General features: G+C 68.4%; 15 protein-coding genes and 1 pseudogene. 4 read left to right on the forward strand and 12 right to left on the reverse strand.

Annotated features, from left to right (window positions below):
- Positions 1-17 precede the first annotated feature (17 nt).
- From fliO to FFS49_RS16260, 6 genes are all read right to left on the reverse strand, one after another.
- Positions 18-587, reverse strand: a complete 570-nt coding sequence (gene fliO / locus FFS49_RS16235; RefSeq protein WP_105815438.1) for a flagellar biosynthetic protein FliO — start codon at positions 585-587, stop codon at positions 18-20.
- On the reverse strand, positions 584-1075 hold the full coding sequence (fliN, locus tag FFS49_RS16240) for a flagellar motor switch protein FliN (protein ID WP_039351952.1): 492 nt from the start codon (positions 1073-1075) through the stop codon (positions 584-586). The genes fliO and fliN overlap by 4 nt, the downstream gene beginning before the upstream one ends.
- Positions 1068-2066: a flagellar motor switch protein FliM gene (gene fliM / locus FFS49_RS16245; protein ID WP_039351949.1), complete on the reverse strand. Its 999-nt coding sequence runs from the start codon at positions 2064-2066 to the stop codon at positions 1068-1070. Before fliM ends, fliN begins: the two co-directional genes overlap by 8 nt.
- Positions 2067-2088: 22 nt before the next feature.
- The gene (gene fliL / locus FFS49_RS16250) at positions 2089-2625 is read right to left on the reverse strand and encodes a flagellar basal body-associated protein FliL (RefSeq protein WP_046196266.1); all 537 of its coding nucleotides are present in this window, start codon (positions 2623-2625) and stop codon (positions 2089-2091) included.
- 243 nt (positions 2626-2868) lie between these two features.
- Positions 2869-3591 (reverse strand): LrgB family protein, encoded by a 723-nt coding sequence (locus tag FFS49_RS16255; RefSeq protein WP_039351943.1) that lies wholly within the window; start codon positions 3589-3591, stop codon positions 2869-2871.
- Between the two features lie 13 nt (positions 3592-3604).
- Positions 3605-4081 (reverse strand): CidA/LrgA family protein, encoded by a 477-nt coding sequence (locus FFS49_RS16260; protein ID WP_039351940.1) that lies wholly within the window; start codon positions 4079-4081, stop codon positions 3605-3607.
- A gap of 140 nt (positions 4082-4221) precedes the next feature.
- On the opposite strand from FFS49_RS16260, the gene FFS49_RS16265 reads away from it, so the two are divergent.
- Positions 4222-5148, forward strand: a complete 927-nt coding sequence (locus FFS49_RS16265) for a LysR family transcriptional regulator (RefSeq protein WP_046550047.1) — start codon at positions 4222-4224, stop codon at positions 5146-5148.
- Positions 5149-5167: 19 nt separating this feature from the next.
- On the opposite strand, the pseudogene FFS49_RS42585 reads toward FFS49_RS16265, so the two are convergent.
- The 3 genes and pseudogenes from FFS49_RS42585 to FFS49_RS16280 form a co-directional block, all read right to left on the reverse strand.
- Positions 5168-5299: pseudogene (locus FFS49_RS42585) on the reverse strand (prevent-host-death protein); the annotation flags it as partial.
- 110 nt (positions 5300-5409) lie between these two features.
- A complete protein-coding gene (locus tag FFS49_RS16275; RefSeq protein ID WP_089438886.1) occupies positions 5410-6969 on the reverse strand; it encodes a DHA2 family efflux MFS transporter permease subunit in 1560 nt (519 codons plus the stop codon).
- Positions 6970-7146: 177 nt separating this feature from the next.
- On the reverse strand, positions 7147-7638 hold the full coding sequence (locus FFS49_RS16280; protein WP_039351931.1) for a MarR family transcriptional regulator: 492 nt from the start codon (positions 7636-7638) through the stop codon (positions 7147-7149).
- A gap of 174 nt (positions 7639-7812) precedes the next feature.
- Between FFS49_RS16280 and FFS49_RS16285 the strand changes: the two genes are divergently transcribed.
- The 3 genes from FFS49_RS16285 to FFS49_RS41985 all read left to right on the forward strand — a co-directional run bounded on the left by FFS49_RS16285 (position 7813) and on the right by FFS49_RS41985 (position 10308).
- Positions 7813-8097 carry a multidrug ABC transporter ATPase gene (locus FFS49_RS16285; protein WP_011350474.1) on the forward strand — a complete coding sequence of 95 codons (285 nt, stop codon included), beginning with the start codon at positions 7813-7815 and terminating at the stop codon, positions 8095-8097.
- Between the two features lie 269 nt (positions 8098-8366).
- Entirely contained in the window at positions 8367-9911 is a 1545-nt protein-coding gene (locus FFS49_RS16290) for an efflux transporter outer membrane subunit (RefSeq protein ID WP_105815439.1), read from the forward strand.
- Between the two features lie 238 nt (positions 9912-10149).
- Complete coding sequence (locus FFS49_RS41985) at positions 10150-10308, forward strand: hypothetical protein (RefSeq protein WP_166741970.1); 159 nt, start codon at positions 10150-10152, stop codon at positions 10306-10308.
- A 160-nt stretch (positions 10309-10468) separates the two neighbouring features.
- On the opposite strand, the gene FFS49_RS16295 is transcribed toward FFS49_RS41985, so the two are convergent.
- The 3 genes from FFS49_RS16295 to gspL are packed head-to-tail and all read right to left on the reverse strand — an operon-like array spanning position 10469 to position 13153.
- Entirely contained in the window at positions 10469-11257 is a 789-nt protein-coding gene (locus FFS49_RS16295; protein WP_105815440.1) for a type II secretion system protein N, read from the reverse strand.
- A gap of 31 nt (positions 11258-11288) precedes the next feature.
- Positions 11289-11795: a type II secretion system protein M gene (locus FFS49_RS16300; RefSeq protein ID WP_069249188.1), complete on the reverse strand. Its 507-nt coding sequence runs from the start codon at positions 11793-11795 to the stop codon at positions 11289-11291.
- Positions 11792-13153 carry a type II secretion system protein GspL gene (gspL, locus tag FFS49_RS16305; RefSeq protein ID WP_071335408.1) on the reverse strand — a complete coding sequence of 454 codons (1362 nt, stop codon included), beginning with the start codon at positions 13151-13153 and terminating at the stop codon, positions 11792-11794. Before gspL ends, FFS49_RS16300 begins: the two co-directional genes overlap by 4 nt.
- Positions 13154-13162 lie beyond the last annotated feature (9 nt).

The following is a 13162-nucleotide window of genomic DNA, read 5'->3' on the forward strand; positions in this document are numbered from 1 at the left end:
GAGGGCGCGGCGCCATGTCAGCGGTCCTTGCCGCGACCGAGGCGCTTCGCGGCTTCGCCCGCGAGCGCGTCGCGAAACCGCGAGCCGAACGTGCCGGGCAGGCCGCCGTCGGACGCGGTGGCGCCGGCGGGCGCGTCGGCCGAGGCCGTCGTTGCGGTGGCCACCACCGAACCGGCCGGCAGCGTGTGCAGCAATCGCACGTTGCCCGGCGCGACGCCGAGCACGAGCCAGGTGTCGCCGATCTCGACGATCGTCGCGCTTTCCTTCGCGCCGACCGCGACGCTCGATACGACCTTCAGCGGGCCGCCGCGGCGTGCATGCTGGAAGCCGAAGCGGCGTGCGAGCCACGCGCACGCGAACACGAGACCGATCACGACCGCGAGCCCGACCAGCGTCTGCAGCACCGCACCGAAGCCGAGCGACGGGGCGGCCGAACCGACCATCACGCTCGAGGCAATCGCCCCCGCGTGGTTCACCGCGTTCATGTCGGCGGCGACGGCCGGCGCGCAGGCGAGCGATGCGGCGACGGCAAGCGTCACCGCCGCAATCGCGCTGCACATGCGGCGGCCAGGCTTCACGACGTTCACCGATTCAGCTTCCGGATGCGTTCGGCCGGCGTGATGATGTCGGTCAGGCGGATGCCGAACTTGTCGTTGACGACCACGACCTCGCCCTGCGCGATCAGGCAGCCGTTCACGAGCACGTCCATCGGCTCGCCGGCCATGCCGTCCAGCTCGACGACCGACCCCTGCGCGAGCTGCAGCAGGTTGCGGATCGCGATCTTCGTGCGGCCGAGCTCCACGGTCATCTTGACCGGGATGTCGAGGATCATCTCGATGTCGTTGTGCGTCGAGTTCGCCGCGGCCTTCGACAACGGCTGGAACACGCCGGCGCCGGTCGCACCGGCCTGCACCGGCTGCTCGTTCTGCTCGGCGAGCGCGGCCGCCCAGTCGTCCATGCCCGGATCCTCTTCCGCCGCGGCCGGTGCCGCCTGCGCGGCGGCGGCCGATGCCGCGAGGGCCGCGTCGGCCATCGCTTGTGCGTCGTCCTCGGGCGTCTGGTTCAGCTCACTCATATCCACCTTCCTTCATCGAATCGCCCGCGCCGATCATCTTCTGCACGCGCAACGCATATTGACCATTGAAAATTCCGTAGCCGCATTCCATCACCGGCACGCCGTCGACCTTCGCGGTGATCGTGTCCTCGATTTCCAGCGGCAGCACGTCGCCCGCGCGCAGGTTCAGGATCTTCTCGAAGTTCGACGAGATCTCGGCCAGGTTCGCGGTGAGCTCGACCTCGGCGGCCTGCACCTGCTGCGACAGCACGCGCACCCAGCGGCGGTCGACTTCGAGCGCCTCGCCCTGGATCGGCGACGCGAGCACGTCGCGGATCGGCTCGACCATCGAGTACGGCATGCAGATGTGCAGCGTGCCGCCGGTCGGCCCGAATTCGATCGAGAACTGCGTGACGATGACGATCTCGTTCGGCGTCGCGACGTTCGCGAACTGCGTGTGCATCTCCGAGCGCACGAACTCGAACTGCAGCGGCCGCACGCTCTTCCACGCGGTCGTGTAGTGCTCGAATACGAGGTTCAGCAGCTTGCCGATGATCCGCTGCTCGGTGGCCGTGAAGTCGCGGCCCTCGACGCGCGTATGAAAGCGCCCGTCGCCGCCGAACAGGTTGTCGACGACGAAGAACACGAGGTTCGGGTCGAACACGAACAGCGACGTGCCGCGCAGCGGCTTCACGTGCACCAGGTTCAGGTTCGTCGGGATCGGCAGGTTGCGGGTGAACTCGCTGTACTTCTGCACCTTCACCTGGCTGACGGAGATTTCCGCCGTACGCCGCATGAAGTTGAAGATGCCGATCCGCAGCAGGCGCGCAAAGCGGTCGTTGATGATCTCGAGGCCGGGCATCCGGCCGCGGACGATCCGCTCCTGCGTCGCGATGTTGTAGGGGCGGACGCCCGATGTGTCGCGCTTTTCGTCGACTGAATCGGCTTCGCCCGTGACGCCCTTGAGGAGGGCATCGACCTCCTCCTGGGACATGAACTCCTGGTGACCCATACGCGCTCCTTTCTCGGCCGCGTTACTGGACGACGAACTCGGTGAACAGCACGTCGTCGACCTTCGCGCGCTGGTTGCCCGGCTGCGTCGGCTGTTCGATCAGCTCCCGCAGTTCCTTCGCGAGCGAACGTTTGCCGTCCGGCGTCGCGAGATCCTCGGGATGCTTGTTCGACAGCGCGAGCAGGATCCGGCTGCGGATCTCAGGCATCCGCGCGGTCAGTTGCTCCTGCGCCTTCGGGTCGGTGAGCTTCAGCGACAGGCCGACGCGCAGGTAGTGCTGCGCGCCGTCGTCGGACTGCAGGTTCACGGTCAGCGCGTCGAGCGGGAAGAACACCGGCGCGGCCAGCGGCGCCGGCTCGGCGGGCTTGCTCGCATGGCCGACGCCTTCCTTGCTCAGGAACACGTACATGCCGCCGGCTGCGGCGGCCGCCGCGCCCAGCGCGATGACGGCGATGAGCGCGATGCGCTTGAACTTGCCGGAAGAAGCCGGCTTGTCGGCGGTCGGGTTTGCGGTCGTGGAGGCCATGTGAATGCGTGCGTGATGTCTCGTAGCATGCATTGTTCGGCATCCGGGCCGAGGCCGATGGGCGGAAAAGAGGGGGGATTTGCGGCTATCTCAGCCGATTGTCGGCCGGGTGTCGGCCGGATGCAGGGAAAGTGGGGGCGGAAAGGGCCGCCGGGATGGCGGCCGAACCGGGCGTGGCCGGGCGTGGGCGTCGTTCCTGCCTCGCGGAGCCTGCCGCGCCGAGGGCGGCAGGAACGATCGCGCCGGGCCCGCGCCTGACGGGCGTGCGCCGCCCGGTCAGATCGGCAGCAGCGTCAGGAGCGGTGCGATCAGCACCATCGCGACGCCCGCGATCATCATCGTCAGGCTCGACACGACGCCTTCCTCGCTGCCGATCTCACGCGCCTTCGCGGTGCCCACGCCGTGGGCGGCCGCGCCGAACAGCGCGCCGCGCGCGAGCCGCGTGCGCATCGGCACCAGCGCGAGCACCAGTTCGCCGAGCAGCATCCCGCAGATGCCGGTCGCGATCACGAACAGCGCGGTGAGATCCTTCGGCGCGTGGATCTTGTCCGACACGGCGAGCGCGAACGGCGTCGACACCGAGCGCGTCATCAGCGAGCGCTGCAGCTCGGGCGACAGGTGCAGCAGCTTCGCGAGCAGCAGCGACCCGCACACGCCCGCGCAGATCCCGACCGCGACGCCGACCGACAGCGACAGCCAGTGGCGGCGGATCAGGTCGCGATAGTCGTAGATCGGCACCGCGAACGCGATCGTCGCCGGGCCGAGCAGCCACATCAGCCAGCGCGTGTCGTGAAAGTAGACCGAATACGGGATGCCGGTCAGCAGGACGAGCAGCACCAGCACGCCCGGCACGAACACGAGCGGCGAGAACAGCAGCGTCTTCTTGTACGCGTAGAGCCGCTTCGACGCGAAATACAGCACGACGGTCAGCACGAAGCAGCCGAACGAGATCGCGGTGTTCGCCTGGTCGGCGGACAGGTTCGACAATGCGGCAAGCATGGCAGGCTCCGGCTCAGTGGGCGGACGCGGCGGTGAGGCGCGTGCGGCGGCGTTCGGCGAACACGCGCTGCGCGGCGAGCCGGCGCTCGAGCTTCGCGGCGAGGTCGACCGCGACGGCCACCGCAACCATCACGAACGCGGTGCCGGCGAGCATGACCAGCGCGATGCGCCAGCCGTCCTCGCGGAACAGCCCGCCGTACTGCACGGCCGCGACGGCGGCCGGCACGAAGAACAGCAGCATGTCGGACAGCAGCCAGTTCGCACCGTCCTTCACCCATGCGGGCGCGACGCGGCCCGAGAACAGCAGCACGAGGAGCACCGCGAGGCCGATCACGCCGGACGGAATCGGCAGCCCGATCTTGCGCACGGCCCAGTCGACCGCCATCCACAGCGCGCCGAGCGCGGCGGCCTGCAGCGCGATGCGGCCCGTGTGCGCCAGGCTGGGCGAAGCAGCGGGGCGGGCGGCGGGTGCGGCGGTCGGCTTGGTCATGGCGGGCTCCCTACAGATATTCCGTTGATGGTGGGAGTATAGGGTTTCCCCTAACCATAAATAAAATGACTTGTCTCTATCCTTGTCATTCCAATCCGGAATTCCTATTGGGATCGCCGCACCATTTTGGGGAGACATCGATGGAATTGCGCGCGTTGCGGTACTTCGTCGAGGTGGTTCGCCAGCAGAGCTTCACGGCGGCCGCCGACAAGCTGTTCGTGACCCAGCCGACCATCAGCAAGATGGTGAAGGCGCTCGAGGACGAAATCGGATCGCCGCTGCTGCTGCGCGACGGCCGGCAGATGGTGCTGACCGACGCGGGGCGGATCGTGTTCCAGCGCGGCCAGGACGTGCTCGCCGCGCAGGCGCAGTTGCAGTCGGAGCTGAACGATCTCGGCACGCTCGGGCGCGGCGAGCTGACGATCGGGATCCCGCCGCTCGGCGGCTCGCTGTTCACGCCGATCATCGCCGCGTACAAGCAGCGCTACCCGAACATCGAGCTGAAGCTGTTCGAGCAAGGCGCGCGGATGATCGAGGCCGCGCTGACGTCGGGTGAGCTGGAGCTGGGCGGGCTGCTGGAGCCGGTCGATCCCGGCACTTTCGAGCGGCTGCCGATGGTGCGGGCGCCGCTGTGGCTCGTCGCGCCACGCGAGTCGCGCTGGGAGGATCACGCGACCGTGCCGCTCGCGGATCTCGCGCGCGAGTCGTTCGTGTTCTACGCGGAAAGCCTCGCGCTGCACGATGCGGTGCTCGACGCGTGCCGGCAGGCCGGCTTCACGCCGTCGATCGTGAGCCGCAGCGGCCATTGGGATTTCATGGCCGCGCTCGTGCATGCGGGGGTCGGCATCGCGCTGCTGCCCGAGCCGTATTGCAGGCGGCTCGACGCGGGCCAGTTCACGTGCCGGCCGATCGTCGAGCCCGAGATCACGTGGGCGATCGCGCTCGGCTGGCTGAAGAAGGGGTATCTGTCGCACGCGGCGCGCGCGTGGCTCGACGTGGCGCGGGCGACGCTGCCGATCGCGCCGGGTGACGATCTGGCGTTCGGCGGGTTGCGGGCGAGGGAGTGACGTCCGGCGGGCCCGGCGATCAGCGGTTGCCCTCGAACAGCGTCCGAATGACATCGCGTCCCATCGAATCGAAGTCGGCCGGGACGTGGATCTGTCCTTTCATGAAGCCGATCCGACTCCGGGGAGCAGGCTTCGGCATGTCGATCGGTACGTGGATTCGCATTGCGCCTCCCCGATCAACCGAACTCAAACGTCCGGCCGGCCCGGTTTAATCGGAAGAGGCGTGCCAACGCGCCGACCTTTCATCCCGCCACCCCTGCTTCAATGCCCCATCGCCGGCCCCGCGCCCTTCCTCGGTTTCGTGACCCACACGAGCGCCGCGAGCGCGCCGAACATGAATGCCGACAGCAGGAAGAAGTCGTTGGTCGCCATCATGAAGCCCTGCTGCGTGACGAGCTGGTTGAGCTGCGCATTGGCCGTCTGGCCGACGATCCCGAGCTGCGACAGCGCGCCCTGGTAGTCGGTCGTGCTCTGCGCATACACGCTCACCGATTCCGAGAGCCGCGCGTGATGGTAGATCGCGTCGTTCTCCCAGAACGTCGAGCTCGCCGCGGTGCCGATCGCGCCGGACAGCGTGCGCAGGAAGTTCGACAGCCCCGACGCGCTCGCAAGCCGGTCGTCGGAGATGCTCGACAGCGTGATCGTCGTCATCGGCACGAAGAAGCATGCGACGCCGATCCCCTGCACGAGCCGCGGCAGGATCACGTGGTTGAACGGCACGTCGAGCGTAAACGTCGAGTTCCAGATCGACACGCCGGCAAACACGATGAACGCGAAGCTCGCGACCATCCGCAGGTCGAGCCGGTGCATGTTGCGGCCGATCAGCGGCGACAGCACGAGCGCGAGCAGCCCGACCGGCGCGGTCGCGAGGCCGGCCTTGCCCGCCGTGTAGCCCATCACCGTCTGCAGCCACAGCGGGAAGATCACGACCGAGCCGAAGAACGCCATGAAGCCGAACGAGATGATCATCGCGCCGAGCGCGAAGTTGCGGTCCTTGAACAGCGACAGGTCGACCACCGGCTCCTTCTCGGTCGCCTCCCACACGAGCATGAACGCGAGCGACACGACCGCGATCAGCGCGAGCGCGACGATGAACGTCGAGTTGAACCAGTCGCGGTCCTTGCCGAGGTCGAGCATCATCTGCAGGCATGACACGCCGATCACGAGCAGCGCGAGGCCGATCGCGTCGATCCGCTGCTTCGACGTCTTCGTCTCGCGGCCGCGCAGCAGGAAGTACGCGCAGGTCGCCGAGAAGATGCCGATCGGCAGGTTGATGTAGAAGATCCACGGCCACGTGTAGTTGTCGCTGATCCAGCCGCCCAGCAACGGGCCGAAGATCGGCGCGACGATCACCGTCATCGCCCATAGCCCGAGCGCGAGCCCGCGCTTCGCGGGCGGGTAGCTGCGCATCAGGATCGTCTGCGACAGCGGCACCATCGGCCCCGACACGAGGCCCTGCAGCAGCCGGAACGCGATCAGCGTCTCGAAGTTGGTCGCGAGGCCGCACAGCGCCGATGCGATCGTAAACGCGAGCACCGACAACGTGAACAGCCGCACCTCGCCGACCCGCCGCGCGAGCCAGCCGGTGAGCGGCACCGCGATCGCGGACGCCACCGAGTACGACGAGATCACCCAGGTGCCTTCGCTCGTCGCGACACCGAGGCTGCCGGAAATGGTCGGCACCGCGACGTTCGCGATCGACGTGTCGAGCACTTCCATGAAGGTGCCGAGCGCGAGCCCGACGGTGAGCAGCGCGAGCGCACCGCCGGACAGCGGCGCGGGTTCGGCGGCGGGGGCGGCGGATGCCGTGGTGGCGGACATCGGAATCTCCTAGACGCGGCGCGCGCGACGCGCCGGCACAACGCACGGGTGTGCGCCGCAGCGCCGCCCGGCCGGGTGGAACGGATAAAGGGAAAAGGGGAGCGCGTGCCCTGTCATCTTCTGCCCAGACAGATAAATAAACGAGTGCTTAACCTAGACATGGGGCCTCCGCGCACATCAGCTGTCCGCTTCTTCGTCGGGTTTCGGGCAACCGGTCGCACCGGGGCCGTTGGCGATGAAACGCTGCAGCAGGCCGGTGAGCGTCACGAGCTCGTCGGCCGAGAAACCCTCGAGCTGCGCGTTGAGCGCGTTCGCGATCAGCGACGGCAGCGCCCGGGCGGCTTCGGCGCCGCGTTCGGTCAGCGTCAGCTCGATCATCCGGCGGTCCTGCTCGCTGCGCGAGCGGGCGACCAGCCCCTTGCGTTCGAGCCGGTCGAGCATCCGCGTCATCGACCCGCTGTCGTACGACATCTTGCGGGACAGCTCGAACGGCGTGCGCGCATAGCCGCGCGACAGCAGCAGGATCACGCCGATCTGCTGCGCGGTGAGGTCGTGCGGCTCGAGTGCACGGTCCATCCGCTCGACGAGCGCCTGCTTCGCCTTCGACAGGTAATAGCCGAGGCTCGTTTCCAGCGCGATGTTCTCGGGATCGTAGAGGCCGCCGGTCATGCGATTGCGCGCGCAGCAATAGTGCGTTTCGGATTTGGACGCGCCCAGTATCTTGAAAATTGATTGCATAGTCAATATTATTTGAGGCAACCAGTTACGACGTGCATGTTGCACTGCCGGAGACTATGTTCTGACCGATGCGCCCGCGCTGCGGGCACCCCGAGGATGTTCGCGATGCTGTTCCTGAAAAATGCCGCCGGCGCGCTGCGCCGCAACCTGACCGATACCGCTCATCACGCGTTTTCCGGGCCGCACCGCGGCTGGAAGATCGCGCTGTATGTGACGATGCTGGTGGTCCCGGGCGGCTCGCTCGCGGCGCTCGGGTTCGCATGGTTCGATCATCGCCGGCAGCGCAACGCGAAAGACGGCGCGCGCCGCACGGGCCAGCCGGCCGCGACGGAGCCGTCGACATGGCGATCCGCCGCCGAACCGCTCCCGCTGCCCGCGCGCTGCCACTGACCGCGCGCGTCTCCCGCCTTCCTGACTGCCCCGGCCGAGCGCCGGCCGCGCCTCGCACGGCCGGCGGCGCGCCCCCGGCTTTCCGTCAGCGAGCCGTAATGGCCGGTAAACCGGCCGCGCGCACCGGTAACACATTCCTGTCCCCGCGCACCGTACCCTTGGGGCTGCGCAGCTTTCTCGCCGTCAGTTACCATTTGTCCGCCAGCGGCACGACGACCGCATCGCGCGACGCCGCTCGCCGGACGTCGCGCCCAGACAGGAAAACCACCATGCCGTACGCCTCCCTCCCGCGCGCCGTTCGCCCGCTGAGCGCCGCCGTCGCCGTTGCGACGGCCGTGCTGCTCGCCGGCTGCGCCGTCGGGCCCGACTATCACCGGCCCGACACGTCGATCCCCGCCGCCTACAAGGAAGCGCCGGCCGGCTGGAAGGTCGCACAACCCGCGGACCGCACCGACCGCGGCGCGTGGTGGACCGTCTACAACGATCCGCAGCTCGATGCGCTGATCGGCAGGCTCAACGCGTCGAACCAGACCATCGCGCAATCGGCGGCCGCGTACCGGCAGGCGCGCGCGCTCGTCACCGAAGCGCGGGCCGCCTATTTCCCGACCGTCGGGCTGACCGCGTCGGGCTCGCGCGCCCGCACGCCGCGCACGTCGGTGTCGTCGGGTTCGTCGTCGAGCTTCGGCGGCGGCTCGTCCGGCTCGATCAACAACAGCTACAGCGTCGGCCTCGACGCGAGCTGGGAACCCGACCTGTGGGGCAAGGTGAGTCGTACCGTCAGCGCGCAGCGTGCCGGCGAAGCGGCCGCCGCCGCCGATCTCGCGAACGCGCGGCTGTCGCAGCAGGCGCTGCTCGCGCAAACCTATTTCCAGCTGCGCACGTCCGATGCGCTGCAGAAGCTGCTCGACGACACCGTAAAGTCGTACGAACAGTCGCTGAAACTCACGCAGAACCAGTACGCGCAGGGCGTCGCCGCGCGCGCGGACGTGATCCAGGCGCAGACGCAGCTGCAGAGCGCGCAGGCCGCGTCGATCGACAACGGCGTGGCCCGCGCGCAGTACGAGCACGCGATCGCGACGCTGATCGGCGAACCGGCGTCGACCTTCTCGCTGCCGCCGAATCCGCTCACGGCCGAGCCGCCGATCACGCCGGTCGACGTGCCGTCCGCGATCCTCGAGCGCCGGCCCGACGTCGCGGCGGCCGAGCGCCGTGCGGCGGCCGCGAACGAGCAGATCGGCGTCGCGATCGCCGCGTTCTTCCCGACGCTCACGCTGTCGGCCACCGGCGGCTTCCAGAGCTCGGTGTGGTCGCAGCTGTTCACGCTGCCGGCGCGCTTCTGGACGGTCGGCCCGCAGCTCGCGGCCACGCTGTTCGACGCCGGGCTGCGCGCCGCGCAGACCGACGCCGCGCGTGCGACCTACGACCAGGACGTCGCCGCATACCGCCTCGCGGTGCTCACCGCGTTCCAGGACGTCGAGGACAACCTCGCGTCGCAGCGCATCCTCGCGCAGGAAATCGACGTGCAGCGGCAGGCCGTCGACAGCGCCGAGCATTCGCTGGCGATCGTCACGAACCAGTACAAGGCCGGCACGGTCGCCTACCTGAACGTGCTGACCGCGCAGACCACCGCGTTCACCGCGCAGCAGAAGCTCGCGACGATCGCCGGGCAGCGGATGACGTCGTCGGTCGGGCTCGTGAAGGCGCTCGGCGGCGGCTGGAACGTCGCGGAGATGGCGCGCGAGAACGGCGACATGGCGGCGCCGGCGCCGGCGTCCGCGAGCAACGCGGTGACTACGCCGGTCGCACAGAAATGAAAGTTGCGCTCGGTCGAACGACTGCCATATCGCTTAGCGAAAAAATGGCGGAAATGCCGTCTTTCGTTCAAGTCCTAAAAAATGATAATGAAATTCGACAAATAATAGATAAAACTTGATTTTTATCGTCCTTCAATTATCTCAAAATAAAATCGTTGAACTTATTAAGTGCGCAGCTTACGAATTCACTGCATCAACACCATGATGCAAATTCACCCTTAATAAGGAAACGACCAAAATGATCGCAAATATCGGAGAAAAATGCCCGCAGGGTGGTACGTGGCATCCTGTTGGAAATCCGAATGACACACGCTCCATCGGTATCGGCAATATCATGCCGCCCACGCCCAACGGCGAACGGCACTGGGTTCTGAAAACGCCGACGGGCGACAAATAAGTTGCTTGGGCCGGCTTTGCCGGCCCTTCGTTTCATTATCCGGCGCCTTTATTCGAATCGATGGCGGGGCCGGCGTATTGCAACACCAAAGGCGGCGATTTCAGTAAAGATCGTTCCAGACGATCGCACATTCGCGGGCATTTGAGCGCACTGCGCGCAATCAGCGCTGCGCGTCGCCGAAGATCAGCGACACCTCGTTGTTCCCGATCGGGTGGCCGAGCAGGTTCAGCAGCCCCGCGAGGTTCGCCTGCTGCTCGGGCGCCGAGTGCGCGGTGCCGCGGAACGAGCCCTGCCCGGGGCCGAAGCTGCCGTGGCCGTCGAGGAACAGCGGGCCCTGCGTCGTCGACAGGTCGAGATCGGCGCCGGCCCCCTTCGCCTGCAGCACCGCGCGGTACGAACCGAGCGGCTTCACGCGCGAGACGCGCGAACTCATCGAATCGATCGTTACCGTCAGCTGGCCGAACGCGTTGTTGCCGATCAGGCGCCAGTCGCTCCAGCCGAGCCGCACGTCGCCCTGCAGGTCGAGCGTGTTGAACGGCGTGCCGAGCCCGGCGAGCAGCGACGCGGGTACGGCCATCGTGCCCGCCGACAGCACCGCGCCGCGCCACGTCGCATCGAGCGTGACCGAGTCGGGCATCGCCTCGGTCTGCCGCATGCGCATCTGCACGCGCCCGGTCAGCAGCGGCCAGAAGCCCGTGGTCCATTCGACCCGGCCGGGCAGCAGCGTCGCCGCGCTCTGGTCGGCTCCCGGCGCCAGCATCAGCGTGCCCGAGCCGTGCCACAGCGACCCGTCGGGATCGACGAGATTCACGTGCCCGCCGGTCGCACGCGCGAACTGAGGCGCAATCCATGCGGCCGGCGCGAGCGCGACGAGCGTTACCGCCGTCGCCAGGGCACCCGCCAGTACCCACGGCAATGCGGTGGCGAGCCGCTTCAATCCCGGCCTCATCGGCCGACCGCCACTTGCTTCATCCACTGCGTCATTTCTGCGTAGACGGTTGCATCACGGCCGTCAGGTCGACCTGGCCGTCGTCCTTCAGCGCGGTGGCATGCGCCTCGCCGACCTGCACCTTGAACTGCCGGCGCGCATCGTCGAGCCACTGCGTCCACGCCGGGAACGACACGTTCTTCATCTGGATCTGCACGCCGTTGCCGACGATCTGCACCTGCGCACCCTGCAGCCCGTGATCGGACAGCGACGCGGTCAGCGCGTCCTTCAGCGCGAGGCCGGTCGGCGCCACGCCCTGCGCGGCGGCCGTCAGCGACTTCGCCTCGTTCGCCTGCGCGGTCATCTGCGCGAGCTCGCGGCGCATCGTCGGCAGCTCGCGCTGGATCCGCGCGCGGCCTTCCTGCGCGGGCGACCACAGCACCGAATACGCGATCGCGACCGCCAGCACGGCGCCGCCCCAGCCGAGCAGCATCTTTTCGCGCTGGGAGCGCTCGCCCCAGAACTGGGCCAGCGTCTGGTTCAGTTGTTCGGTCTTCATGAGCGGCTCCGGATCGTCCATTTGCCCGTATTGCTGTCGACTTCGCCGGACAGTCCGTTACGCGCGAGGCGCTGCGTGAAATCGGGATCGACCTTGACCTCCGGCTTGAAGCCGACGTCGAGCCGACGGTCGTGATAGTCGAGCGACGCGATGCCGTTCAGCGGCAGCGCGCCCATCGAACGCGACAGCCCGCTCGCCAGCGCGAGGAAATCGTTCGGCGACAGCTCGCCGGCCGCGAGGCGCAACTGGTCGAGCTGGCGCTGCATCTGCGCGGGCGGATCGAGCACCGTCGTCGTCTTCGGGAACGCGGACAGCAGTGTCTCGGTAATCTGCGCGGACAGCGCATCGCGCTCGCGCGACAGCTTCCACCAGTGCAGGTTCATCCCGATCACCGCCACGCCGAGCGTTGCCGCGACGAGGGCGAGCGGCACGCGCAGGCGCTTCACCGTCGCGCGGTCGAAGCGCCACGGCTGCGATTCGAATTCGAACTGGCACAGGTCGAATTTCTCGGTCAGCGCGCGCCGCGCGAACGCGTCGAACGACAGCGGCGCGGCGCCTGGCAGCAGCGGGCCGCCGTCGGTGCGCCCGACCGATGCGAGCCGCGGCTCCGCGCCCGGTTCGCCGAGTTCGTACAGTTCGACGTCGCCGCCACCCGCGAGCGCGGCCAGCGTGCCGGCCGCACGCGACGCGGGCGCCGCGAAGCCTTCGCCGAGCGCACCGCGCGCGACCGCGAGTTCGAGGCGCGGCGCACCGGCTGCAGCCGGCAGCGCGCCGGCCTCGACGAGTACCGGCTCGACCGATGCCGCAAGCCCGAGCACCGCGGCCACCGTCGCCGGACGGGCGGGCGGCGCCTCGACGGCGTCGGCAGCCACCGCGGCGGCGTCGACTTCGCTGTCGGCCGGCGCGGCGGCGACGCGCGGCGCCGGCAGGCAGCGGGTCGCGGGCACCGCGCTCAGGTGCCGGTGGCCGGCCGCGGTGAACGCTTCGCAGATCGTGCGGAACCACGCGCGATCGACGACGGCCAGCACGCGGCGCCCGTCGGGCAGCGCGTCCGGATCGAGCGCGATATGGCAGCCGAGCGGATCCTGGATCAGCTGATCCTCGACGATGTTGGGCAGCGCCTGGCGCAGCTTCGGTCCTTTCAGCGGCGGCACGGTCGCGGCCAGCAGCAGCACGTCGCGCGCGGCGACGATCAGCACCGTCGCATTCGCGCGCGGCAGCAACGCCAGCGCGGCGCGGCCGGCGCGCTGCACATGGCCGGCCTTGTCGACGAGCGTGAACGGCAGCTCGGGCCACTGCCATTCCTGCAACGGCACGGCAGGCTCGCGCGGCGGCAAAGAAACAATCAACGTGCTCACAAGAGCTCC

The sequence above is a fragment of the Burkholderia sp. 4NA327C6 genome, assembly GCF_005502655.1.
GTDB classification, from domain to species: Bacteria; Pseudomonadota; Gammaproteobacteria; order Burkholderiales; family Burkholderiaceae; genus Burkholderia; species Burkholderia contaminans.

Bases quoted from the DNA above. Each gene is read 5' to 3' on its own strand.
- fliN (WP_039351952.1), bottom strand. From the start codon at position 1,075: ATGAGTGAGCTGAACCAGACGCCCGAGGACGACGCACAAGCGATGGCC.
- fliM (WP_039351949.1), bottom strand. From the start codon at position 2,066: ATGGGTCACCAGGAGTTCATGTCCCAGGAGGAGGTCGATGCCCTCCTC.
- fliL (WP_046196266.1), bottom strand. From the start codon at position 2,625: ATGCATGCTACGAGACATCACGCACGCATTCACATGGCCTCCACGACC.
- FFS49_RS16255 (WP_039351943.1), bottom strand. From the start codon at position 3,591: ATGCTTGCCGCATTGTCGAACCTGTCCGCCGACCAGGCGAACACCGCG.
- FFS49_RS16260 (WP_039351940.1), bottom strand. From the start codon at position 4,081: ATGACCAAGCCGACCGCCGCACCCGCCGCCCGCCCCGCTGCTTCGCCC.
- FFS49_RS16265 (WP_046550047.1), top strand. From the start codon at position 4,222: ATGGAATTGCGCGCGTTGCGGTACTTCGTCGAGGTGGTTCGCCAGCAG.
- FFS49_RS16275 (WP_089438886.1), bottom strand. From the start codon at position 6,969: ATGTCCGCCACCACGGCATCCGCCGCCCCCGCCGCCGAACCCGCGCCG.
- FFS49_RS16280 (WP_039351931.1), bottom strand. From the start codon at position 7,638: ATGACCGGCGGCCTCTACGATCCCGAGAACATCGCGCTGGAAACGAGC.
- FFS49_RS16285 (WP_011350474.1), top strand. From the start codon at position 7,813: ATGCTGTTCCTGAAAAATGCCGCCGGCGCGCTGCGCCGCAACCTGACC.
- FFS49_RS16290 (WP_105815439.1), top strand. From the start codon at position 8,367: ATGCCGTACGCCTCCCTCCCGCGCGCCGTTCGCCCGCTGAGCGCCGCC.
- FFS49_RS41985 (WP_166741970.1), top strand. From the start codon at position 10,150: ATGATCGCAAATATCGGAGAAAAATGCCCGCAGGGTGGTACGTGGCAT.
- FFS49_RS16295 (WP_105815440.1), bottom strand. From the start codon at position 11,257: ATGAGGCCGGGATTGAAGCGGCTCGCCACCGCATTGCCGTGGGTACTG.
- FFS49_RS16300 (WP_069249188.1), bottom strand. From the start codon at position 11,795: ATGAAGACCGAACAACTGAACCAGACGCTGGCCCAGTTCTGGGGCGAG.